Annotated in this window: 22 protein-coding genes; 18 read left to right on the plus strand and 4 right to left on the minus strand. The window is 69.9% G+C overall.

Annotated features, from left to right (window positions below; genetic code table 11):
* Positions 1 to 81: 81 nt before the first annotated feature.
* From ACFYU9_RS05190 to msrA, 6 genes are all read left to right on the plus strand, one after another.
* Entirely contained in the window at positions 82 to 381 is a 300-nt protein-coding gene (locus tag ACFYU9_RS05190) for an HAD family hydrolase (protein ID WP_389342552.1), read from the plus strand.
* Positions 382 to 391: 10 nt separating this feature from the next.
* A complete protein-coding gene (locus ACFYU9_RS05195) occupies positions 392 to 1,306 on the plus strand; it encodes a TIGR03619 family F420-dependent LLM class oxidoreductase (RefSeq protein ID WP_389342555.1) in 915 nt (304 codons plus the stop codon).
* 201 nt (positions 1,307 to 1,507) lie between these two features.
* Positions 1,508 to 1,849, plus strand: a complete 342-nt coding sequence (locus ACFYU9_RS05200) for an ArsR/SmtB family transcription factor (protein WP_389342558.1) — start codon at positions 1,508 to 1,510, stop codon at positions 1,847 to 1,849.
* Positions 1,850 to 2,019: 170 nt separating this feature from the next.
* On the plus strand, positions 2,020 to 2,523 hold the full coding sequence (locus tag ACFYU9_RS05205) for an N-acetyltransferase (RefSeq protein WP_389342561.1): 504 nt from the start codon (positions 2,020 to 2,022) through the stop codon (positions 2,521 to 2,523).
* 56 nt (positions 2,524 to 2,579) lie between these two features.
* The gene (locus tag ACFYU9_RS05210) at positions 2,580 to 2,738 is read left to right on the plus strand and encodes a hypothetical protein (RefSeq protein WP_389342564.1); all 159 of its coding nucleotides are present in this window, start codon (positions 2,580 to 2,582) and stop codon (positions 2,736 to 2,738) included.
* A gap of 290 nt (positions 2,739 to 3,028) precedes the next feature.
* Positions 3,029 to 3,547 carry a peptide-methionine (S)-S-oxide reductase MsrA gene (gene msrA / locus ACFYU9_RS05215; RefSeq protein WP_389342567.1) on the plus strand — a complete coding sequence of 173 codons (519 nt, stop codon included), beginning with the start codon at positions 3,029 to 3,031 and terminating at the stop codon, positions 3,545 to 3,547.
* A 312-nt stretch (positions 3,548 to 3,859) separates the two neighbouring features.
* Here msrA and ACFYU9_RS05220 read toward each other — a convergent pair whose 3' ends face one another.
* Positions 3,860 to 7,624, minus strand: a complete 3,765-nt coding sequence (locus tag ACFYU9_RS05220) for a S8 family serine peptidase (RefSeq protein ID WP_389342570.1) — start codon at positions 7,622 to 7,624, stop codon at positions 3,860 to 3,862.
* A gap of 627 nt (positions 7,625 to 8,251) precedes the next feature.
* Between ACFYU9_RS05220 and ACFYU9_RS05225 the strand changes: the two genes are divergently transcribed.
* The 3 genes from ACFYU9_RS05225 (at position 8,252) to ACFYU9_RS05235 (ending at position 12,097) form a co-directional block, all read left to right on the plus strand.
* On the plus strand, positions 8,252 to 8,536 hold the full coding sequence (locus ACFYU9_RS05225; protein ID WP_389342573.1) for a hypothetical protein: 285 nt from the start codon (positions 8,252 to 8,254) through the stop codon (positions 8,534 to 8,536).
* An 81-nt stretch (positions 8,537 to 8,617) separates the two neighbouring features.
* Positions 8,618 to 9,187, plus strand: coding sequence for a hypothetical protein (locus ACFYU9_RS05230; RefSeq protein ID WP_389342576.1), 570 nt, complete (start codon positions 8,618 to 8,620; stop codon positions 9,185 to 9,187).
* A 132-nt stretch (positions 9,188 to 9,319) separates the two neighbouring features.
* The gene (locus ACFYU9_RS05235) at positions 9,320 to 12,097 is read left to right on the plus strand and encodes a heavy metal translocating P-type ATPase (protein ID WP_389343002.1); all 2,778 of its coding nucleotides are present in this window, start codon (positions 9,320 to 9,322) and stop codon (positions 12,095 to 12,097) included.
* Positions 12,098 to 12,387: 290 nt separating this feature from the next.
* Here ACFYU9_RS05235 and ACFYU9_RS05240 read toward each other — a convergent pair whose 3' ends face one another.
* On the minus strand, positions 12,388 to 12,513 hold the full coding sequence (locus ACFYU9_RS05240) for a class III lanthipeptide (RefSeq protein ID WP_389214354.1): 126 nt from the start codon (positions 12,511 to 12,513) through the stop codon (positions 12,388 to 12,390).
* Positions 12,514 to 12,845: 332 nt separating this feature from the next.
* On the opposite strand from ACFYU9_RS05240, the gene ACFYU9_RS05245 reads away from it, so the two are divergent.
* From ACFYU9_RS05245 to ACFYU9_RS05265, 5 genes are all read left to right on the plus strand, one after another.
* On the plus strand, positions 12,846 to 13,589 hold the full coding sequence (locus ACFYU9_RS05245) for a class I SAM-dependent DNA methyltransferase (protein WP_389342578.1): 744 nt from the start codon (positions 12,846 to 12,848) through the stop codon (positions 13,587 to 13,589).
* Positions 13,590 to 13,619: 30 nt separating this feature from the next.
* Complete coding sequence (locus ACFYU9_RS05250; RefSeq protein ID WP_389342581.1) at positions 13,620 to 13,826, plus strand: hypothetical protein; 207 nt, start codon at positions 13,620 to 13,622, stop codon at positions 13,824 to 13,826.
* An 81-nt stretch (positions 13,827 to 13,907) separates the two neighbouring features.
* Complete coding sequence (locus ACFYU9_RS05255) at positions 13,908 to 14,498, plus strand: suppressor of fused domain protein (RefSeq protein ID WP_389342584.1); 591 nt, start codon at positions 13,908 to 13,910, stop codon at positions 14,496 to 14,498.
* Positions 14,499 to 15,218: 720 nt separating this feature from the next.
* Entirely contained in the window at positions 15,219 to 15,812 is a 594-nt protein-coding gene (locus ACFYU9_RS05260; RefSeq protein WP_389342587.1) for an RNA polymerase sigma factor, read from the plus strand.
* Positions 15,809 to 17,500, plus strand: a complete 1,692-nt coding sequence (locus ACFYU9_RS05265; RefSeq protein ID WP_389342590.1) for an IclR family transcriptional regulator C-terminal domain-containing protein — start codon at positions 15,809 to 15,811, stop codon at positions 17,498 to 17,500. The genes ACFYU9_RS05260 and ACFYU9_RS05265 overlap by 4 nt, the downstream gene beginning before the upstream one ends.
* A 178-nt stretch (positions 17,501 to 17,678) precedes the next feature.
* On the opposite strand, the gene ACFYU9_RS05270 is transcribed toward ACFYU9_RS05265, so the two are convergent.
* Complete coding sequence (locus tag ACFYU9_RS05270) at positions 17,679 to 18,140, minus strand: hypothetical protein (protein ID WP_389342593.1); 462 nt, start codon at positions 18,138 to 18,140, stop codon at positions 17,679 to 17,681.
* A 392-nt stretch (positions 18,141 to 18,532) separates the two neighbouring features.
* On the opposite strand from ACFYU9_RS05270, the gene ACFYU9_RS05275 reads away from it, so the two are divergent.
* Genes ACFYU9_RS05275 through ACFYU9_RS05285 form a run of 3 tightly spaced genes read left to right on the plus strand, consistent with a single transcriptional unit; the run spans position 18,533 to position 19,951 of the window.
* The gene (locus ACFYU9_RS05275; RefSeq protein WP_389342596.1) at positions 18,533 to 18,973 is read left to right on the plus strand and encodes a DUF3995 domain-containing protein; all 441 of its coding nucleotides are present in this window, start codon (positions 18,533 to 18,535) and stop codon (positions 18,971 to 18,973) included.
* Entirely contained in the window at positions 18,960 to 19,481 is a 522-nt protein-coding gene (locus ACFYU9_RS05280) for an RNA polymerase sigma factor (RefSeq protein WP_389342598.1), read from the plus strand. The genes ACFYU9_RS05275 and ACFYU9_RS05280 overlap by 14 nt, the downstream gene beginning before the upstream one ends.
* Positions 19,478 to 19,951 (plus strand): hypothetical protein, encoded by a 474-nt coding sequence (locus tag ACFYU9_RS05285; RefSeq protein ID WP_389342600.1) that lies wholly within the window; start codon positions 19,478 to 19,480, stop codon positions 19,949 to 19,951. Before ACFYU9_RS05280 ends, ACFYU9_RS05285 begins: the two co-directional genes overlap by 4 nt.
* A 62-nt stretch (positions 19,952 to 20,013) precedes the next feature.
* Here ACFYU9_RS05285 and ACFYU9_RS05290 read toward each other — a convergent pair whose 3' ends face one another.
* Positions 20,014 to 20,604, minus strand: coding sequence for a MerR family transcriptional regulator (locus ACFYU9_RS05290; protein ID WP_389342603.1), 591 nt, complete (start codon positions 20,602 to 20,604; stop codon positions 20,014 to 20,016).
* Here ACFYU9_RS05290 and ACFYU9_RS05295 point away from each other — a divergent pair.
* Positions 20,603 to 21,373, plus strand: a complete 771-nt coding sequence (locus ACFYU9_RS05295; protein ID WP_389342606.1) for a methyltransferase domain-containing protein — start codon at positions 20,603 to 20,605, stop codon at positions 21,371 to 21,373. The genes ACFYU9_RS05290 and ACFYU9_RS05295 overlap by 2 nt on opposite strands.
* The last annotated feature ends 539 nt before the right edge of the window (positions 21,374 to 21,912 follow it).

A 21,912-nucleotide genomic window follows, 5' to 3' on the forward strand; every position in this document is an offset into this window, starting at 1 on the left:
CTCGGCCCTCGCCGCGGCCGCGGCCGCGCGCCGGGCCGGAGCCAAGGTCGGCATCCTCTCCAACTCCGTCGGCCTCGCCCCGTGGAACCTCTACGACGCTACGAGTTGGAGCGACGGTACGACGCCGTGGTGCTGTCGGAGATCCACGGGATGCGCAAGCCCGAACCGGAGATGTACGGGCTCGTGCGGAAACAGCTCGGCCTGCGGGCCGAGGAGTGTGTGTTCGTCGCCGACACCGAGCACTGTCTGCCGTCCGCGGCGGACCTGGGAGTCGCCACCGTGCAGGCCGTGGACCCCGCGCGGACCGTCACCGCCCCGGAGACCCTGCTCGGCATCCCGCTGACGACTGGCAAGGGCCCGGACAGGGCCGCCACCATATGAGGAGAGACATATGAAACTCGGTCTGGCACTTCCGACCTTCGGCCCCGACGCAAACCCCGAAGGCCTGCTGCGCGTCTGCCATAGCGCGGAGGACTTGGGCTACGACTCCCTGTGGACGGGTGACCGCGTCCTCGCCCCGCTCGTGCCCGGAGCGCGCTACCCGAGCGCAGACGGCAAGATGCCGCGCGCCTACGAGAACCACATGGACCCGCTGGTCGCCCTGACGTTCGCCGCGTCGCACACGACCCGCGTCCACCTGGGTACGAGCACGCTGAACGGACTGTGGCAGCCGCCGCTCATGCTCGCCCGCTCGCTGACCACCCTCGACCTCCTCAGCCAGGGACGCCTCGTCGTCGGACTCGGTCTGGGCTGGATGCCCGACGAGTACACCGCCGTCTCCGTGCCGTGGCAGGGCAGGGGTGCACGCCTCGACGAGACGCTGGAGGTCCTGGAGAAGTACTGGGTCAACGACGTCTTCTCCCACGAGGGACCGCTGTTCACCATCCCGGAGACGGTCGTGGGGCTCAAGCCGTGCCGGCGACCCGGACCCCCCGTCCTGCTCGCCGCGTTCAGTGCGCGCGGACTGCGGCGGATCGGGAGTCGGTACGACGGCTGGCTGCCCGTGGCGCTTCCGCTGCCTCGCCTCCTCGGCATGTGGGACGTCGTCCTCACGGCGGCGGGTGAGGCCGGCCGCGACCCGTCCGCCCTGCGCATGGCGCTGCGCGTCAACCCGGAACTGACCGACACGAAGACCGATCCGGAACAGATGCCCCGGGCGGGCACGCTCGACCAGTACATCGACTACGCGCGGGCCGCGGCCGAGGCGGGAGTGCACGAACTCTTCGTGGACTTCGGCCAGACCGCCACTCTTGCCGAACGGGACGACCTGGCCGGCCGTTTCCTCGAAGGTGTCCGCCGAGGCTGACCCCACCCACCACCCTCTCCACCGCCGATGCCCCGCGCGACGGCAGCCCGGTCGCCTGGACCCGGCACAGCCCTGCGCGGCGACGGCGCTCGGCGCCAAGGCCCTTGCGGCCGTGGCGCCCTGGACGGCACTGCTCCTCGACCGGCTCGGCACGCCGGCTCGTACGGCGTCCCCGCAGCCGGCCTCGTCACCGTGTCGGCGGTGACGCAGTGCCGCAGCGAACGGGCTCCCGATGACGTCCTGGTGGCCCTGGCCGAGCCGATTCGCCGACAGGTCCTGACCGTCCTTGCCCGCGAAGGTGGCGCGAACTCGACATCGCTGGCGACAAGCCTCCCCATCACCCGCCAGGCAGTGGCCAAACACCTGGCCGTCCTCGACCGCGCCGGACTGGTATGCGCCCACCGGGCCGGACGAGAGGTCCGCTACGAGGCCGACCTGCAACCACTGCGGCAGGCAACGCGGTGGACCGACACCCTCGCCGCCCAGTGGGAGCGCCGTCTGAACGCGATCAAGGATTTGGCGGAGGAGGCCATGGAGCCCTGAACCCCCGGCCCCGCAGCGCCGCCTCGCGGGCCCATCGCGGTGGGGAGACTTCACCGGTGATCGCGGGCCCTGCTCGGTATCAGAGCAGGGCATGGCGATATGTGCGGTATATGCGATATGCAGGGGAGTCCAAGGGAGCGGACGGCCGCGCGCTGCTACGGTCGGGCGCCATGAGCTGGCTTCCCGATGACTTCGTCCACCCCGTCCTGGTAACGCTGCCGGGCGGTGGTCATCACCTGCGGCCGATCCGGGAGGTGGACACCCCGCTCGACTATCCGGCTGTGATGGGTTCGCGCGAGCGGCTGTGGAGCATCTTCGGCCCGGCATGGGGCTGGCCCGCGGCCACCATGACCTATGAGGCCGACCAGGCCGACCTTTTGCGGCACGAGAAGGAGATCGCCGCGCACCAGTCCTTCAACTACGCGCTCTTCGACGCGGCGGAGACGGTTCTGCTCGGCTGTGTCTACATCGACCCGCCGGAGAGGGTCGGCGCGGACGGCGAGATTTCCTGGTGGGTGGTGGACGAGCTGGTGGGCAGCAAGGTCGAGCAGGCCTTCGACGCATTGGTGCCGCAGTGGATCGCCGCCGACTGGCCGTTCGAGCAGCCGCGCTTCCTCGGCCGTGAAATCTCCTGGTCGGACTGGCTCGCCCTGCCGCAGCATCCCGACACGTAAGTGGTTGTTGCCCGTACCGGTCTCGAAGGCTGCCGGTCGAACGGGAGTCTCGGTCGGTGACTGCGGTGGTTTTCCGCGCGTGGCCGCGAAGTCGAGCCCACGGCGAGGCGTCGGGCCGCAAGCGCTACATCGTGACCGACGCCCTCGGTCTGCTCCTGGTCGTCACGGTCACGGCCGCGAACATCGGCGACCGGACGCCGCGGCGGGCCCGCTGATGCGGCTGCGCCGTCCCGGTGGCACCGCGACACCACCCTCGTGTGGGGCGCCGGCGGCTACACGCCGGCGGCCTCGTCGGCTGGTGCCGGGACAAGCTCGCTCTGACATTGGATTCATCGAGGGCGGGGACGAGGTGGCCTTGCCGACCCGAGTCACCGTCCTATCTGGTAGCGAGCCCGCCAGGCAGCTCGTCACCTGTCAGAGGGGTGACTATGATGGAGGAGTTGCCGGCCGCGCGGGCGAGGCGAGCAGGCACCTGTGGACACACACCGACAGAAAGGTGAGCGGCATGAGTGACGTCTCCGAGGAGAGGGCGCTGCTGGCGGGTGGGTGCTTCTGGGGCATGCAGGAGCTGATCCGATCGCTGCCCGGAGTGCTGAGCACCCGGGTCGGCTACACCGGCGACGACGACAAGCCCCGTCCTACCTACCGCGACCACGGAAAGCACGCGGAGTCGATCGAGATCGTCTTCGACGCCTCGGTCACCGACTACCGCGCGATCCTGGAGTACTTCTTCCAGATCCACGACCCCACCACGAGGAACCGGCAGGGCAACGACGTCGGGCTCAGCTACCGCTCCGCGATCTACTACACCGACGACGATCAGCGAGTCGTGGCCCAGGAGACCATCGCTGACGTCGAGGCATCCGGGCTGTGGCCGGGGCCGGTGGTGACCGAGGTCGAGCCGGCCGGTGCGTTCTGGGAGGCCGAGCCGGAGCACCAGGACTACCTCCAGCACTATCCGGACGGCTACACCTGCCACTTCCCGCGCCCGAACTGGCGTCTGCCGAGGCGCGACGCGTCCTGAGGGGCTCCGAGGGCTGCCGCCAGCTCGGTGAGCACGCCGAACATCGCGCCACGGGCAAAGTGCGTCGCCGTCACACACACCATCCCGCTTTCACCGTGGGACTCGTGGTACACGTCCGCTTCGCCGCCGTCCTCCGCGCGGAGCTGGGAGAAGCCGTCCTCCGGACCGCCTGCCACCACGTACGGCTCCGTCACCTGACGAAGCCGCTCGGCGTCCAACGTGACGACCTCGCCGTCGACGAACCGGAGCAGGAAGGTGACGCGAGGCGCCGCACGGCCGTTCCCGTGCGGCGCCCCCCATGGGCGAGCCGCGTTACTTCAGTGCGTACGCCCGGGTGACGGTCTGGACCGTGCGGTTGCCCGCCTTGTCCCAGACCTCGGCCTTGATGCTGACGTACCCGTTCGAGGCGGACAGTTCCGGATTGGTGAACCGGACCTTGAACGAGTTGTCGTCGGCCTGGTCGACGGTGGCGCTGTTCCAGGTGGCGCCGTCGTCGTAGCTGACGAAAAACTTCGCCCCGGCCATCCGGTTGTCGCCGGTGAAGCCCTTGGGATGGGAGGCGTCCACGGTGATCGTGGAGGGGGTGCCCGCGGCCGTCTCGTTGAGCAGAGGGCTCTTCATCCGGTAGTGGAGCTGGACGACGGGGATGGTCTCGCAGACGGTGGCCGCGGGGATGACCGACGTGCAGTCGGGCGTCTCCATCGACTTCGGTGCCGCGGAGGTGAAGTCGTACGCGGTGACGACCTTGCCGCCGAGCTTCACTTCCTTGTCCGCATGGGTGTCGGTGGAGACGAAGGTGTAGTCGGCCTTCTCCGGCACGAACACCTGTGAGGTGTCGGCGACCGGCTCACCGTTGCGGTAGAGCGCCCAGGTCCGGTGCAGGCCGGAGCTCACCGAGTGCGTCGGGTCGCTGTCACCGCCGACTCCCGCATGGAAGACGGTGCCCACGTCGGAGCGGCAGAACGAGCACGCGGAGCGGGGCTCGACGGACGGATGCTGTACGGGCGCGAACCAGTGCGCGGCGACCGAGGTCCCGGGCCGGTAGCTGCGCGGCGACTCGACCATGCTCATCCTGTCCCAGGAGCGGGAGGAGTAGACCTGGGCCCGGTAGGTGAGATCCGGACGGGCCAGCACGTAGTCGTCGCGTTCGGTGCCCTGCTGGAGACGCTGCGAGATCCGGACGGAGGACCAGGGGGCCGGACCCCACGCGTCAAGGCGGTAATCGCCCATCCGTCCGATGCCGTCGCTGTGGAACGAGCTTCGCACCTTGGCGTAGTCGTCCTTCTTGCTCGGGATCGACAGGTTCGCCGGGATACCGGTGTTCCATTCGTACTGGCCCGAGTACTGGTAGCGCGACTCGGCGACGCCCCGGACGTCGACCGTGGTGCGGCCGGCCGCCACATCGGCGGTGAGCCTGCGACCCTCGTCGTAGGGAACCATGAAGTACGGCACCTTCACCCCGACGACGTACACGGAGAGCGTCTCGTCGACGGTGGGGGCGAGGATGATCGCGGCGGCGCCGGCCGCCTCCACAGGCTGGATCACCGCGTCGCTGTCGAAGAAGTTGTCCAGGTGTAGAAGGGCCGCCTTGCCCTTGAGGTCGAGGCCCGCCAGGTTCTCCTCGGTTCCGGCACCGACGTCCACGATGTCGTAGCGACTGTGGCCGTCGAACGGGCTGAGATCGAAGTCGGTGACGGCCGTGAGTGCATAGGAGTCGGGCCGGGTCACCGATGCCTGGATCAGCGGCTCGTGGCGTGTCTGGTAGAACGAGGCCCACAACTCGCCGTCGCTCTTCTGCGGTGCCTCGACCGGGATGGCGCCCGCGTGCTGCTGGCTGATCGCCGGGTACGCCATGCCGATGCCCTGCATGGGGAGGTTCTTGTCCTCCCAGACGCGCACGATCTTGTACCCGTAGTCCGAGGTCACCAGAGGCCGCTCCTCGTCGCGCACGTCCAGCTTGAAGTCGGTGGCTTTGGTGCCGTCGACGGTCAGCTCGGCGTCATGCGACGTGAGGTCGATCGCCGGAAGGGAGAAGAGGTCCATGGCGTAGGCCGTGAAGTTGTCCCGGCTGTCCTGGGTGTGCAGCGAACCCACCATGCTGTAACGCTCGGCGGGCAGGCTCAGTTCGAGCTTCCCCGAGGAAATCGCCGCGATCCGGGTGCTGCCGGTGCCCATTCCCTCGAGGTGGTAGAGGACGAAGCTCGGCTGCTGACCCTTGCGGTCCTTGAAGTGGACGGTGAGCTTGTGCTGTTCACGCTCCTTGTCCAGGCCGACGGCAGTGTGCGCGGTCGCACCCGACGAGCTGCTCAGGGTGAGGGTGCCGCCGGCCAGACCGGTTGCCGCGAGGTTCGGGTCGAGGGTGACGGTGATCGTGGCATCGGCGCCCGCCGCCAACTCGACCGGCCCCGGGACGGTGACCGCGCCCTGCGGGAAGTTCCCGCTGAGCGCGGTCGTCACGGTGGTGGCGCTGTCCGTGGTGTTGGTGACGGTGAGGGTACGGGTCACCTTGCCGTACGTCCCCGGATGCCACTTGACCAGCCCGAAGTCGGCCGTGCCGGACAGCTCCAGCGCCGGGTCGAGCGCGGCAGGGACATCGACGCGGCCGTTGCCCTGCTGGTACACGGAGTAGGCACTGCTGGGCTTGGCGTGCGTGACGAGTGCCGCCTTGATGCGCTGGCCGGTCCAGTCCGGGTGGCGCTGGGCCAGCAGGACGGCGGCGCCCGCGACGTGCGGAGCCGCCATCGAAGTGCCGTTGAGCGAGGTGTAGTTGGCGTCGACGGGCGCGCCTATGGAGGTGCCCGCGGCACGGGCCGCGACGATGCCGACGCCGGGCGCGGTGATCTCGGGCTTGATCGCGCTGTCGCCGACGCGCGGGCCGCGGCTGGAGAATCCGGCGAGGACGTCGGACTTGTCGACCGCGCCGACGGTGAGCGCGGAGTCGGCGGTGCCGGGGCTGCCGATGGTGGTCGCGCCGGGGCCGGAGTTGCCGGCGGAGATGACGAACAGCGTGCCGGTGGTCGCCGACAGCCGGTCCACCGACTGCGTCAACGGGTCGGTGGGGGAGCTGGTGCTGCTGCCGAGGCTCATGTTCACCACGTCGGCACCCTGGGCGGTGGCCCACTCCATGCCGTCGATGATCCACGAGGTCACGCCGCTGCCGGCGTCGTTGAGTACCTTGCCCACCAACAGGTCGGCTCCGGGGGCCACTCCCTTGTACCTGCCGCCCGAGTTGGCGCCACTGCCCACGATCGTGGAAGCGACATGGGTGCCATGACCGTGCCCGTCCTGGACGGTGGCCGCGCCCGGCACAAAGCTGCGAGTGGCCGTCAGCCGGTCCTTGACGTCGGCGTTGGCGAGGTCCACGCCGCTGTCGAGGACGGCGACCTTCACGCCCTTGCCGTCCACGCCCTTCGCCCAGGCCTCGGGGGCCCCGATCTGCGGCACGCTCTTGTCCAGGGATGCCTGGACCTTCCCGTCGTACAAGAGACGGGCGACCTTCGACAAGCCCGGGACGGTGACCGTTCTGCCGTGCTGGGGCGGCTCGGAGACCGGTTTGACGGTCCGCCAGAACTGTCCGGCGCCCTTCTTGTCGACCTTCACGCCCGCCATGTCGACGCTCTCCAGCAGCGCACCGCGGTCCGAGGCCGGCAACGTGTCGACGCGCGCCCTGAGCGTGGCATCCGACGGCTTGTCCGCGTAGCCGACGATCACCGGCAGGCTGTCACTGCGGGAGTCGGCGTAGCCGTCCCTGATGAGCCGGGTGACATTGAACAGCTCGCGGTCGACGGCGTTGGAGGCTATGGCGGCCAACACGTCCTGGGGAAACGCATACGTGTCCCCGTTCGCGCCGGTCAACGTCTGGAAGCCCTTGCTCGCGCCTCTGGCGTCGGCGAAGTGTACGGACTCCCTGCCTTCTGCGTCCTTGACGACATCGACGGTGTCGCCGGTGACCAGGGTGATCCGGGTCGTGACGGCTCGACCGGCAGAGGCAGCCGGCGGCACCAGGCCCGTGTAACGCTCCGAAGCCCCGGCGGCGCCTGCCAGGCCGGGCAGCGCGGCGACGGCGGCCAGTACCACCCCCGTCGCCGCAAGTCGTCGGTACCGGGTTGCTCTTGGGTTGTCCACGTGTTCCCTTCCGACTTCTTTGCAGGCTGAAGCCGACGCGTCTGTCCTGTGGTGCAGGACGGGCGGTCGGTTGTGCCGGGCCAGGCTCTACGGAGACCGCTTGCCGGAGTAAGGCGTCGGCGCTGACGGAATCCGGCATGACGGGAACCCGACAGCCCTTCAGAACCAAACTCCCGTCCTTGGGGCTGAACATGACGGGAGCTCATAAGTGTTTCGAAGCGTGCCAGGGGGTCGACTCCCGCATTGATGACTGCGGGCCACCAGCTCGCGGAACAGCTCAAGGCTCGGCAGGACGCGGGATCGGTCTGGGACCTCGGCAGCACCCGGGCCCCCTCGTCGTGCAGAGCACAGCCATGGAGGGGACGTAGCGACACCTCCCATGGGCGGAGCGACGGGCGTCCCTGGTCGGTTGACGGCTCCGACCGGATGTCTGTGAGATCCCGGCCGCAGCCGGTGCCCGGTTCGGGGTCACCGGTACGCCTGTCCGGGTCACCTCCGGACGTCACCCGGGCGAGAGCCGCTCGGTGGGGGTATGTCGTGTCGCGCAACATGACCCTGGGATCCATGAGGAGATCAGCTATGTACGCAGTAATCCGGCGCTACGAAGGCGTGACCGACTCCGCCGAGGCAGGACGCCGAGTGGACGAGGGATTCGTCCCTCTCCTCCGCCGAGTCCCCGGCTTCGTGGCCTACTACTGGGTGGACGCGGGGGACGGAGTGATGGTCTCCACCAGCGTCTTCGAAGACCAAACGGGAGCCGAGGAATCGATCGAACGGGCGGCGGACTTCGTAAGGGACAACCTCGCGCCGCTGCTCCCCAACGGTCCTCAGGTCACAGCGGGCCCGGTCGTGGCCGCAGGGTAGCGACCTGCCGCGTGCGCCACGCTGCTCCCCGGTCTTCGTCCGTCAGCATCAATGTCAGTGCTCGTTCTTACGATCACTGACATGTCTGACGCATTCACCGTTCTGTGGACCCATGACACGTGCCGTGCCCTGCGCAAGGCCGGCCGTGTGGGGGAGCGGCCGCCGGTCGCCTACTCCGGCGCTCACCAGTCCCTGCCCGCCTGGTCGGGCGCCCGGGCCGGTGACGAGGTGTACGCGCTGCACGTCAACCGGTGCGAGGTGTTCGTGGTGTCCCGGATGCGGATCCTCGAAATGGAACACGGCGAGTGCTGTGGTCCCGCTCGGGCGACGTGGCAGGATCCGCCCTTCCCGGGGCACGACGACTGGTGGATGCTCGGCGCAGGCGGCTGCGGCGCCAGCGCGGTCCACGTGGACGCGACACCCGTCCGCTTCGACACCCCGATACCCGGCGACCTGCTGCCGGCCCTCACCTGGCGCAACGCCCGAGGCAAGACCCGCAACCTCAAGTACGTCGTCGACGGCCGCCTCGAACGCTCGGTCAGCCTCCAGGGCTTCTACCGCCTTACCTCGGAGTCCGCCGACGCGCTGGCCGGGCTCGTGAGCAGTGTCCGGGAAGGCCGGGAGGGCCGAGAAGCTGCGCATCCGGATTGAGAAGAGGGGCCCGCCACCCCCTGCCATGGGCCGCTCAGGCCCTGCCCGCACGGGTGGCCCGAGCGGATGCTCCGAGGGAGGCTGGTCTGAGGGGTGCGTGAGGAGGCGGGTCCCGTGACGGTCGTGGACGTGATGGTCGTCGTGATCGCTGCGGCTCTCGTCACCGTGCTGGCCTGGTTTTTCTTCGGTCCGCGCAAGGCAGGCACGGCCCGGCTGGAGGGCGGGGTGCAACGGGTCGACGTGACGGTTCGGGGAGGATACAGCCCGAACCTGATCAAGGTCCGCCAGGGCATCCCGGTCGAGCTGGTCTTCGACCGGCAGGAGGCCGGCGAGTGCACCTCCCGAGTCGTCTTCCCCGATCTCAGGGTCGGGGCGGGCCTGCCCGCGCACACGCGTACGGCCGTCCGTCTCAACGCCGACCGGCCCGGCAGCTTCGGCTTCGCCTGCGGCATGAACATGATCCACGGCACCCTGGTTGTCGAACCCGCCGATGGCGCGGCGCACGGCGAGCCGGCCGCGGCGCCCCGCGACTCAGGGACACCGGGTACAGGGGAGACATCCGCCGAGGCGACGGAGGCGGCCGACATCGCCGAGCGCCGGGCGGAGATCAAGGACCTGACCCGACGCGTCGTCGTCGGCGCGGTGTTGACCGCGCCGGTGCTGTTCGCCGTCATGGCACACGAGGTGTTCGGCGCGGACTGGGTGCCCGGCTGGATGCTGAACCACTGGTTCCAGCTCGCTCTGATCACGCCCGTGATGCTCTACACCGGCTGGCCCGTGCACTCCACCGGCTGGCTGGCCCTGCGCCACCGCACCGCCGACATGAACTCCCTGATCACCCTCGGCACCAGCGCCGCGTACGGCTTCAGCGTGATCGTCACCCTCGCCCCGGAGCTCCTGCCAAAGGACGTCCGCGAGGTGTACTTCGAGGCCGTCGGGGTCATTCTCACGCTGATCCTGTTGGGCCGGCTCCTGGAAGCCCGTGCGAAGGCCGGCACCGGCGAGGCCATCCGCGCCCTGATCGGACTTCAGGCCCGCTCCGCACGCGTCGTACGCGACGGCACCGAGACCGAAATCCCCGTCCAAGACGTCGCCATCGGAGACGAGATCGTCATACGGCCCGGGGAGAAGATCCCCGTCGATGCCGAGGTCCTCTCCGGTTCGTCCGCCGTCGACGAGTCGATGGTCACCGGCGAGCCGATGCCCGTCACCAAGCACGCGGGCGGCGGCGTCATCGGCGCCACCGTCAACACCACCGGCTCCCTGCGGGTCCGCGCGGCCAAGGTCGGCGCCGACACCATGCTCGCCCAGATCATCCGACTGGTGCAGCAGGCGCAGGCGTCCAAGGCCCCCATCCAGCGCCTCGCCGACGCCATCTCCGCCTACTTCGTCCCGGCGGTCATCGGCATCGCGATCGCGACCTTCGCCCTCTGGTACACGATCGGCCCGTCGCCCGCTTTCACCCTCGCCCTGGTCTCCGCCGTCGCCGTGCTGATCATTGCCTGCCCCTGCGCCCTCGGCCTGGCCACACCGCTCTCCGTCATGGTCGGCACCGGAAAGGGCGCCCAGGCCGGCATCCTCATCCGCTCGGCCGAAGCCCTGGAGACCGCCCACAAGCTCGACACGGTCGTCCTCGACAAGACCGGCACCGTCACCGCAGGGAAGCCCGCCCTGACGGACGTCCACGCCGCCGACGGATTCGACGAGGCCGAGCTCCTCCGGCTGGCCGCAGCTGCCGAGACCGACAGCGAACACCCGCTCGCCCGGGCCATCGTCGCCGGCGCCGGCGATCGCGACGTTCGCCCGCCGACCGCCACCGGCTTCGACTCCGTCACGGGCAAGGGCGTCCGGGCCACCGCGGGCGGTCACGCGATCCTGGTAGGCACCGCCCGGCTCCTGCACGACGCCGGCGTGGACACCTCCTCACTCGACACCGTCGCCGAGGACCTCTCGGCCGGCGGGAAGACCCCCGTCCTCGCGGCCGTCGACGGCCGGGCAGCAGGCGTCCTGGCCGTCGCCGACACCGTCAAGGACGACTCGGCCCAAGCCGTCACCGCGCTACGCCACCTCGGCACAGAAGTGGTCATGCTCACCGGCGACAACGCCCGCACCGCGGCGGCCGTCGCCACTCACGTCGGCATTCCACGCGTCCTGGCCGAGGTACTGCCCGAGCACAAGGCCGATGAGATCCGCCGACTCCAGGCCGAAGGCCGCATCGTGGGCATGGTCGGCGACGGCATCAACGACGCCCCCGCGCTCGCCCAGGCCGACATCGGCCTCGCGATCGGCACCGGCACGGACGTCGCCATCGAAGCGGCCGACATCACCCTCATCTCCGGCTCCCTCTCCGGCGTGGTCACGGCCATCCGCCTGTCCCGCGCCACCATGCGCAACATCAAGCAGAACCTGTTCTTCGCGCTCGTCTACAACGCCATCGGCATCCCCGTCGCCGCCGGGGCCCTCTACCCCCTCTGGGGGATCCGGCTCAGCCCCATCATCGCCGCGGCCGCCATGGCCCTCTCCTCCCTCTCCGTCGTCACCAACTCCTCCCGCCTCCGGCGCTGGCACCCCACCCCGATCGCCGAAGGCGACACTCAGCCGACCGTCGAGCCCCAAGTCGAAACCTTCCGCGACCGGCAAACCGCCACATCAACCGCCGGCCGGCACCGCCACCCCGACACCCACCTGCACCAGGACGACAGAAACGAGCACCCGACGGATCCGGTGTGCGGCATGCGCATCAACCCGGCATCCGCACCAGAGCAGCGACGCACCGACACCGGCACCTACTACTTCTGCTCCACCCACTGCGCGACCACGTTCGACGCGGCCCCCGACCTCTACACCACGAACGTCGCGAGAGGAGCGGCCGGGACGGGGAGCCGACCATCTCCGCCGACGCCCATCTGACGCGCGTCGAGGATCTCGCCCAACCTGTCACAGACCCGCCCGACCCTCGCCGGCGCACCACGCAGAGCCGTACGTCAGCTACTGAGGTCGAACGCGCCCCACGTGGTGAACGGCTCGGCCTGGACGGCTCGGCCTGGACGGCTCGGCCGGGAGTAGATCCTGAGTCGAGGAGACCCGGGCCGTGACAGGCCCGCGTGTGGCAGCCCCTGTTCAGCCCTTACCGTTGTGCGGACGCACGGGATCCGCGCGGGAGCGTCCGTGTGCGCCCCCGCGCGGATCACCGTCGAGTGTTACTCCGGCTGCGGCTCGCTGTCGTCCTTGCAGCAGTTGCTGGCGGAGCTGGTGAGGCTGACGACAGCGGCGTTGCCGAGGGAGGCGGTGGCCTCGAAGTTCTGGAGCTTCAGGACGCTGCTCATGAGTGTCTCCTTTGTGTGCGAGTGGAGCATCGGTGCCGTTCGGCCGGCCGCACGGCATGCGCCAGTCAACTCAGCGTGTGTCATTCGCACATGGGAGATCCGCCCCCAGAATGTGAGGCTGCCGCCCCCAGGAACAGGTCCCCAAGGGCGCCGCGAATCGTGGTGTTTGAACGAGCTGCTTGCCCTCGCGCCGTGCACCGGACCTGCGGCCGCCTCCCTGACCCCAGGCACCCGCACAAGCGCGGGTGCTACAAAATCACGGGCAGCACGCTGAGCCGCCGATAGCCAAAATGCGTCGACAGCGACCCTCGGTGCCCGGCACAGTGGCCACCGTGACGAGCAGCGAACTGTGGACCCGCGCGACCGCCGACCGCTACGACGCCGAGGAAGCCGAAGCGTCCTCGGCTGCCGTTCTCGGACCGACCCTCGACTTCCTCGCCGAGCTCGCCGGAGACGGCCCGGCGCTGGAGTTCGCGATCGGAACCGGACGGGTGGGCGTCCCGCTCCGGGAGCGCGGTGTGCCGGTGGTGGGCATCGAGCTGTCCGAGCACATGGCAGCGGTTCTGCGGCGCAAGATCGACGAGGTCACCCTCCCGGTGGTCATCGGGGACATGGCCACCACGGTCGTTCCCGGCGGGTTCACCCTGGTCTACCTCGTTTACAACACCATCACGAACCTGCTCACGCAGGACGAGCAGGTCGAGTGCTTCCGCAATGCCGCACGGCATCTGGAACCCGGCGGCCGGTTCGTCATCGAGCTGGGTGTGCCGCCGCTGCGGCTCCTGCCGCCGGGCCAGGTCGCGGTGCCATTCGACGTCTCCGAGCGGCACCTCGGCTTCGACACCTTCGACCTGGTCGAACAGATGCTCGTCTCGCACCACTTCACCCGCGACGGCGACGACGGCCGCTACCGCCGCGAAAACTCCCGCCACCGGTACGCCTGGCCGGCGGAGCTCGACCTGATGGCGCGGATCGCCGGGCTCGAGCTGGAACGTCGCGTTGCGGACTGGGACGGGTCTCCGTTCACCCAGGATTCCGCGAAGCACGTCTCCGTGTGGCGCAAGCCGGTCGCCTGAGGTCGACCATCGAGCCCGTCAACTGTGACCGTGACCATGTGGACTTGTATCGCCTCCAGCGAGTGCCTCTCCGGCTGGAGGCGATACCTTCACCAACCCCGCCCCTGCTCGGCGATCGTCGACCATCTGACCTTCAACGGTGCCATCATCGAGAACGGCACCGACTCCCACCCGCTCGCCGGCTCGCCGGCTCGCCGTCACCCGAGGCCGGCCGAGGGACAGGTCGAGTCCGGCTGAACCATCCGCGTCGGCCCCGCCTACCGGGGGAGGAGGGCGCACAGCCAGGGCATCCGGGCCAGCCGTGAGATCCTCTCCACCATGTTCGAAAGCGAGCGCGGCCTGCGGGCGACAGCAGGCGTCGAAGCCCACGTTCGCGACTTCTTCACCGGCCATGCGATCACGGTCAGCGACTACGAGTTGGGACGTGGGCGAAGGGAAGTGGTTCCCAAGGTTCCCAACCTGCGGATCCTCACCGTCAGCCCGGGACCTCGAACCGACAGCTGGGCCTACATCACCGCCGGCTGCTGGTCCACGGTTGAGACCGGCGGCCACGGCTTCGAATTCGTCCTTTCCGCGCCCGTCCGCGATGAACGCTTCGCTGATCTTCTGGCCATGACCGCCTGCTACCACGCCGATCACCACCTCGATCTCGAGCACAGCCTGCCGATCGGGGAGCCGTGGCTGCCCGGGTCCCCCTGCGACCACCTGCTGATCAGCCTTCCCTACCCCTACGGCCCTGACCTGGAGCACTGCCCGCTGCCGGACGGCCATGCCCGTATCCTCTGGGTCCTGCCGGTCACCGCGGCCGAGATGGCATACCGCCGTGAGCACGGCCACGAAGCCCTTGAACAGCTCTTCGACGAGCACGCGATCGTCCCGACCGACCCAAGACGGCCGTCCGTCGCCTGACTCTCAAGGGTTCAGCAGCGGCGGTGTCCTTGGGACGGAGTCGGGTGCTTCGTCTGGGTCGTCGCTCGGTGCGCTGTTCCGTGAGACCGGGGCGGAGGTCCAGTTCGCGGATCACGTGAGTCACATGGAGCCGGTGGCCGGCCAGGCCTGTGTGCCCCTGGAAGCGTGTCAGTCGAACGGGTGAACGCCCGGCGTAGACGGAGAGCGTCCGCCGTGTCTCCGCCGTGCCCTGTGTCCGCAGGCGGGCCGCAGCTGATCGTGTCCCGTATCTGCGGTCATGCCACGCCATGTTCTGGTCGGTTCCGGGACGTCATCGGCCGGATTCGATCACCTGAGGAAAAGTTCGGTCACCCAGGGGATAACTCGGGGGCGGGAACGTCGGGTGGGGCGAAGGCGCGTGATGCGCCCCCCGTTTCTGATGATGGAGTTCAAGTCGATGACGTCGTGCTTGGCTGTGTCCGAGCTCGCCGCGGTGGTAGCGGCAGTGGTGCAGACCGCGGCCCCCATGGTCCAGGTGTGGTGGGGCCGGCGGTCGCACCGGGCCGGGAGGGGGCTGGAGCCTGGAGCCGTCGACGCCGAACCCTCCCCGGCGGCCAGCCTGGGACCGGTCGGCGTCCGGATCGCCGTCCTGCCTTCCGCGCAGGTGGAGATCTCGGTCTTCCTCCCTTCCGGGGTCGGCACCGGTCCGGGCCCGCAGGGACGGGCGAAGGAGAATGACTCGTGGTAGGCGGCGATATGTCCGTGCAGCCCTCCCTCACCCATGTGGAGCAGCGGCTGCTGGACTGCTATCCCATGTTCATGGCGACCGAGCCGCTGGTCCTGCGAAGGAAGTACGACCCGCTGCTGTCGCAGGCGGCATGCGAGGACATCGCGCAGGAGGCGTACGACAAGGTGGCGGCGAAAGCCGCTTCCGGCGAGCTGGACTCGGTGACGAAGCTGCCCGGATACCTCAGGACGGCCTCGCGGAACCTGGCCAAGGACGCGCTGCGCGCGTTGCGGCGGGATCTGGTCCGCTACGACAGCGAGTTGGTGGCCACGGTGCCACCGCCGCGGGTGTCCGACGACGACGCCGATCTCCTGGAGCGGCTCGTCGTGCCCCTGATCGACGCGATGCCCCGCACCCAGCGCCGCAAGATCGTTCAACTCCAGAGCCAGGGCCTCGAGGACGCGGACATCGCCAGCGTGCTGGGCATAGACAAGATCCGCCTCCGCAAGGACCGCTCGTACGCCGTCATCGAGCTGCGCGGCAAGCTGGGAAAGCACATCCGTGACGGGCATCGCAAGCAGACACGACGCGTAGAGAAGGATGGGTGACGGCGGTGCGCCGCTTCAGCAAGGACAACGGCGCCGGCAGCCCCGCGCCCGAATCCCCTGGCGGGCTGCTCGCCCTCCGCAGGCAGCTGCAGGGGCCGCCGGACTTCTGGGACCGGCCCAACGGAGACTTCGGCCCCCTGGACCGCCTCTCCCCCCACAGCGTCGAGGCCCGCGAGAAGGCGAACTCGCTCTACCGGCTCGGGTCGAAGGCACTGCTACGAGGTGAGCTGGCCCCCGCGGTGGACTGGTTGGGTGCGGCCGCGGCCGAGGGCCACCCCGGCGCGCTGTTCCGCCTGGCCGTGATCACGCTGCGCGCGGGAGAGGAGTGGGAGGAGGACGCGCGCTTCCTCCTCTTCGAAGCGGCCCAGCACGGGCACGGCGATGCACGGCACCTCCTGCAGGCATCGGACGTCGGGACCCCGCCAGGCGCAGAGCCAAGGCGCGAAGACGAGATCTTCTTCGACGAGGTCCGCGAGTACCTGAACCGCGCCACCGGGGCGCCGGTCACGTCCTGCGAGAACCCCACCGCACGACGAGAGGCCGACGAGGCCGACGACGGCCAATCGGCACGGGGACAGGCACAGGCACAGGCACCAGCGCAGGCGAAGGCGAAGGAGGCCGGCGGGGGAACGGGAGTGTCCGACCTGGTCCTGGTGTCCGCCCCCGTCCTGCCCACGATCCCGAGCCCGCCCCCGCGTACCAGGAACGACCCCGCCGTCCGCAGGGCGCATCTGCATTCCGTCCCCGCCGGCCTGTCCTTGCCCCTTCCCGAACTGCAGCAGGAACCGCCGCGCGGACACGGCCTGATCCTTCCGAGCGGATCATCATGGTGGTCACCGAGCGCACTGCGCCCCGCCAGGCTGACCCAGCTCGGCCGGCCCGCATCCGCGCCCGCCGCCGTACCGGAGAAGTGGCAGATCACCCAGCGCGCGCGGGACATGCTCCAGCTCATCGGGCCGGACGGCATCGACACCCGCACCCTTGCCCGCCGCACCGGGGCCGCGCTCAGCCTCGCCGTCCAGATGCTCGGATGGCTGCGCGAGCAGCGATTCCTCGAGACCCGCGACGGCATCCACTACCCCGGCGAACTCATGACCAAGCTGACCACAAGCTCCCTGCTGACCGAGACACTCGCGGAGTTGCGTGACGAGCTCGGCGCCGCCGTCTACATCAGCTCCTACACCGACGGCGAGATCGTCATCCAGGAGTCGTCCTCCAGCGACACCGCGCCGGCTGTCACCGAGCAGACGCCGTTCGGACTGACCGCCCACGCCAACGCCGTCGGCAAGAGCCTGCTCGCCCAGCAGAACTTCGCCTCGCGGATGGACCACCTCAGCAGGTACCCGTTCATCCAGCTGACCGACCGCACGATCACCGACGAACGGACCCTCTTCCAGCACCTCGACGTCGACGGCCCCCACGCCGCCCAGTTCGACCTCCTGGAATACGCCGATACGGAACTCTGCGTCGCCTACTCGCTCGGCCTGCCCGGCCGGGCCTCCAGCCTCGCCCTGTCCATGCCCGCCGACCAGCACCCACGCCTTATCGCCGCCGCCCGCACCCTCAGCCGCCGCGCCACCGGCATCCTCCTCGCCCACCTACTCGCCGACGACCTGCACCAGCCCACCGTCCACCACACAGGCCAGTGGGCACACACGGTGCCCGCGGCACGGCAAGCGCTGCCCTAGAACCCGCCCGGGCCCGACGCACCCGCCGGGCCCGGGCTTGAAGGAAGCCGGGCGTTCCCGGTCGCGCCGCCGGCACACTGCTGGGATGAGCTCGGCCCTGTCCGGCCGATCACGTCACTGCGTCGGTCGGGAGAGCGCCAACGGGTCTCAAAGGATCAAGGACTCAGGGTGTCCGCGGTCAAGGGGAAAGCCACGATCGAGTGGTTGGCGTTGCCTTCCCCTTGCGGTGCCACGTCAGGGACAAGGCCGTGACCGCGGCGGCGAACAGCATCGCGGCAAGGGTCACATGCGCCGCCGTCTGCGCGTGCGCAAGAACGTAGATCCCGCCGCTCATGCACCCGATGGCGAGGCCGAGCGCAGGCGGCCAGCGGTCGGCGGCCAAGCCCGTGATGGTCACCACCATCCACGGAACCGCCAGGACAAAGACCGCCACCTCGGGCACCCAAGAGACGTTCGAGGACATGCAACCGCCCCGCGGCCCCCGCACGCAGTTCTCCGGGAACTCCTCGGTGAAGACATCGATCCACATGACCGCAACCCAGGTCATCGCCATCGTGATGGACGCGCCGGCAACGATCCACCACGGACTCCCCAGGTTGTCCTCGTTCGTCCGATCCCGCGACCTGCCCTGTGCGCTCACCTTGCCCACCCCTTCGCCTGTGACCTGATCGCGACTATAGGGGCTGGAAGTTGACCGGTGATCATGTTCGTAGCCAGTTGGCGAGGGCTGCTGCTGCGGCAGTGTCGCAGACGTCCCAGGTACCGTCCGCCGACCACAGGCGAGGCGCTCACCCCGCCCCTTGCGCACAGGAACGACTTGGGCAAGGAGTAGTCACATGATCGTCCGGACAAGTCCTGGTCAACCAGCGGTGCTGCCGCACGGTGTGGTCACCGCTCGAATCCAGAGTCCGTGAGCGGCCCCCCGTCACTCCGTGATCCGGATCACAGGGAACCTCTGCCGGGTTCGGGTCCTCCTTCAGGTGTCGGCGCCCCTCGGCGGCGGCATTCCGACCCCGATCAGGAGGGGACCTCATGGCGGTCATCGAGATCGAGCGGCCTCGTACGGCCGACGGCGGGCGTGCGGTCGCCGTGCTGCTCGCCGTCCTCGCGCTTGCGCACGTCTACTGGGCGACGGGCATGACCTGGCCCGCCGCTGACGAGCGGAGCCTCTCGCTCGCCACCCTCGGCAGCGTCGTGTCCTTCGGACCCGCGGTGGTGCTGCCGCTGGCCGCCTTGGAAGGGTGCGCCGCGGTCGCCGTGGCGGCCCACACCCGCGGTGTCCGCGGCCGCGGGATCCCACGCCTGGTCACGTACGCGGCGGCCGGCGGGATGCTACTGCGCGGGGCGGCCGGTCTGGTGTGGATCGTGATCGGCCGGGACGGGTCCGGGGCGGCCTTCCCCTGGTTGAACGCCCTGCTGTACACCCCGCTGTCCCTGGTCTTCGGCTGGATGGCCCTGCGTGCCGCCCGCTGAAGCCGCCGGTCCCGTCGACCGGGGCGTCGCACTCGTACGGGCCGCTCGGCGCGGCGACACCCTGGCCCTGCACGACCTGCTCGACCACCTCACCCCGTACATCGCCCGGATCTGCGGAGCCATCGCCCTCGATGACGGACCGGACGCCACCCAGGAGGCCCTGGTCGCCGTCTTCACCTCTCTCCGTTCGCTGCAGGAGCCCGAGGCGCTGTACGGGTGGGTGCGGGCGATCTCGGTACGGGAGGCGGTACGGGTCGCCAAGCGGGCGGCGCGGGCGCGGCCCGCGGAGCTCCCGGACGTGCCGGAGCGGGGCGATCCGCAGCTGGCCGCCGACATCGGCGACGTCCTGGCCCGGCTGTCGCCCGCGCACCGGGCGGTGCTCGTGCTGCGGGACATCGAGGGGATGGACGAGGAGTCGGCCGCAGCGCTCCTCGGGGTGCCGGCCGGCACGGCGAAGTCCCGGTTGCACCGGGCACGGCAGAGCTTTCGAAGGGCGTGGTCCGCGTGAACGGCGAAGAGACGATGATCGACGGCGTGCGGCGGCTGCGGGTCATGGGCGCCGCCGTCCGGGGCGCCCGGATCGTGGAGCGGGTGCTTCCCGCGCCGCTGGACGCGGTGTGGGGCGTCATGGGCGATCTGGAGGGCGGCTTCGGGGAGTTCCAGCCGGACATGAGGTCGGTGCGGATCGTGCGCAGGGACGGCGACCGGGTGGAGGCCATCGCCCGGAGCCGCTACGGTTTCCGGGCCCGTCTCCACGGCGTGCTGCGGCCGGGATGGTGCTGGCTGCAGAGTCGGTTCCTGGTCATCGGGATGGCAGCGGTGGACGAGGGCGGCCGGACCCGGGTGGCACTCACCGGCGGCGTCCGCGTCCCGGGACGCGCCGCGATCGTCCCGTTCGGGGCGCGCCGTGAACTGGAGCGGGCGATGGCGCGCCTCACCGAACGGGTCGAGGACCTCAGCCCGTCTCCTGGATTGTGAAATGTCCTGGAACGCCCGCCGTGGCGCGGTGCTGTCCTGGACGAGTTGGTGCACCGAGCGGGCTACGACGGGCCGGCGGTCTCAGCCTGGGTGAAGGGCCTCCCGCCGTTGGCGGTTGCTCTGATCTCTGGTACTTCGCCAGCGCGACCGAGTTGCGGCGTCTCATGACGATGGTGCCACGGCCTCTGCCACTGGCTCTCCGGCCGGGCTTCGGGGGCCGCCCGCTCAGCTATGAGCCGCTGGTAGTTCGGGCACTGGGTGACGTCCTCGTACTCGCAGTTCAGGCCGCACGTGATGAGCTCAAGTGAGGCCTGGGCCGCCGCGATTCTCGACCGGAGCTCTTCCGCCGCAGGGCGCAGGATCTCGTGCCGGGTGGCGCGGTCGACGGTGGCGAACAGGCTCCCAATGGTGTTCAGGCCGAGGCCGGCCTCCTTCAAGACGAGGATCGTCGCCACGCGGGTGAGGTCGCCCGCACCGTAGCGGCGGCGCCCGCCGGCGTCCCGTCCGGGGTGCAGCAGGCCCATCCCCTCCCAATGCCGCAGCACGTGCGTGGCCAGGCCGAACCGTGCCGCGAGGGCGCCGATGCTCAAGGTGCCGGCGCCGCCGTCTTCGCTTGACTTCATGCCGACATTAAGTCGCAGCATGACGTCCATGTCCAAGAACCAGGAAGCGGTGGAAGAACACCGCGATACCGAAGCCCTGACGGCCGTCCTCGACGCCGCGGACCGGATGCCGAGCGCCACTCGGCTGCGGGCCCGCTCCTATGAACTGCTGTCTCTCGTCCCGGGCTCGACCGTCGTGGACGTCGGCTGCGGCGCCGGACGAGCCGTCGCCGAGCTGGCCGAACGTGGGGTCCACGCGGTGGGCGTGGACCCCAGTCCGTGGATGCTGGCCGCGGCCCGGGGGCGGTGGCCGGGGGCCGAATTCCGGGAGGCAGGGGCGGAGGATCTGCCGTTCGCCGACGGAAGCGTGCGCGGCTACCGTGCCGACAAGGTCTTCCACGTACTCCAGGAGCCAGGGCGCGCGGTGGCGGAGGCACGACGCGTCCTCTGCCCGGGCGGCAGGATCGTCCTGGTCGGTCAGGACTGGGACGCCCTCATGATCGACTCGGATGACGCGGCGCTCACCCGCACGATCGTGCACGCCCGTGCCGACCTCCTGGCCACGCCCCGTGCCGGCCGCCAGTACCGCAACCTGCTCCTGGCCGGCGGCTTCGACGATGTCACGGTCGAGGTGCACACCAGCGTGTTCACCGACCCCGCGATGCTGTCGCTGCTGGCAAGGATCGCCGAACCGGCCTGCGCCAGCGGCGCCGTCAGCCGTGACCAGGCGGACGAGTGGCTCGCCGAACAGCGCCGACGCGCCGAGGCCGACCGCTTCCTCATCGCCATGCCGTTCTTCGTGGCCTCCGCTTCCGCCTAACCGGGCGTTTCAGTCCTGACGGCCTGTGGGAGCGAGTGGCGCCGCTGCGCCGCCCCCCTCCCGAGCGGCTCCGTCGCTACCCCGGGGCCTCTGCGCGTTCCTGATCGGGCCTCTGGCCACAGCCGTGCGCCGAAGTTCGACTGGGAGGTCTGGAAGGCAAGGCGCGCTGTCGAGTGCGGCATCAACCGCCTCAAGAGGCACCGGGCCGTTGCCACCTCGTACGACCCGCCCTCAGTCCGCTACGAGGCGACAGTCCTCATCGCCGCGATCAACGACTGGCTGTGGTCGGCCCCTTAGGACCCGGCGTTTCATCCTGATGCTTCGTATGCCTCGCGGATGGCCGCAGGGATGCGACCGCGGTCATTGACCAGGTAGCCGTTCGCACGAGCCCGGAGACGTACGCGTTCATCCCCCGGAGGTGGGCCGCGTCTGGCGGCCCTGTCCGGCCAAGGGTGGCGTACCGAGCAGGGCGCCACCCTTGGCCGCTCGCGCGGGGATGGTCCCGTGGCCGGTGGGTGTCGGCTGTGGCCCTGCTCCCG

This window comes from Streptomyces sp. NPDC004327 (assembly GCF_042873935.1).
Taxonomy (GTDB): Bacteria; Actinomycetota; Actinomycetes; order Streptomycetales; family Streptomycetaceae; genus Streptomyces.

What these genes read in the sequence shown, in the direction of transcription:
- ACFYU9_RS05195 (WP_389342555.1), top strand. Translation starts at nt 392, where the DNA reads ATGAAACTCGGTCTGGCACTTCCGACCTTCGGCCCCGACGCAAACCCC.
- ACFYU9_RS05205 (WP_389342561.1), top strand. Translation starts at nt 2,020, where the DNA reads ATGAGCTGGCTTCCCGATGACTTCGTCCACCCCGTCCTGGTAACGCTG.
- msrA (WP_389342567.1), top strand. Translation starts at nt 3,029, where the DNA reads ATGAGTGACGTCTCCGAGGAGAGGGCGCTGCTGGCGGGTGGGTGCTTC.
- ACFYU9_RS05225 (WP_389342573.1), top strand. Translation starts at nt 8,252, where the DNA reads ATGTACGCAGTAATCCGGCGCTACGAAGGCGTGACCGACTCCGCCGAG.
- ACFYU9_RS05230 (WP_389342576.1), top strand. Translation starts at nt 8,618, where the DNA reads ATGTCTGACGCATTCACCGTTCTGTGGACCCATGACACGTGCCGTGCC.
- ACFYU9_RS05235 (WP_389343002.1), top strand. Translation starts at nt 9,320, where the DNA reads ATGGTCGTCGTGATCGCTGCGGCTCTCGTCACCGTGCTGGCCTGGTTT.
- ACFYU9_RS05240 (WP_389214354.1), bottom strand. Translation starts at nt 12,513, where the DNA reads ATGAGCAGCGTCCTGAAGCTCCAGAACTTCGAGGCCACCGCCTCCCTC.
- ACFYU9_RS05255 (WP_389342584.1), top strand. Translation starts at nt 13,908, where the DNA reads ATGTTCGAAAGCGAGCGCGGCCTGCGGGCGACAGCAGGCGTCGAAGCC.
- ACFYU9_RS05275 (WP_389342596.1), top strand. Translation starts at nt 18,533, where the DNA reads ATGGCGGTCATCGAGATCGAGCGGCCTCGTACGGCCGACGGCGGGCGT.
- ACFYU9_RS05295 (WP_389342606.1), top strand. Translation starts at nt 20,603, where the DNA reads ATGTCCAAGAACCAGGAAGCGGTGGAAGAACACCGCGATACCGAAGCC.
- ACFYU9_RS05290 (WP_389342603.1), bottom strand. Translation starts at nt 20,604, where the DNA reads ATGGACGTCATGCTGCGACTTAATGTCGGCATGAAGTCAAGCGAAGAC.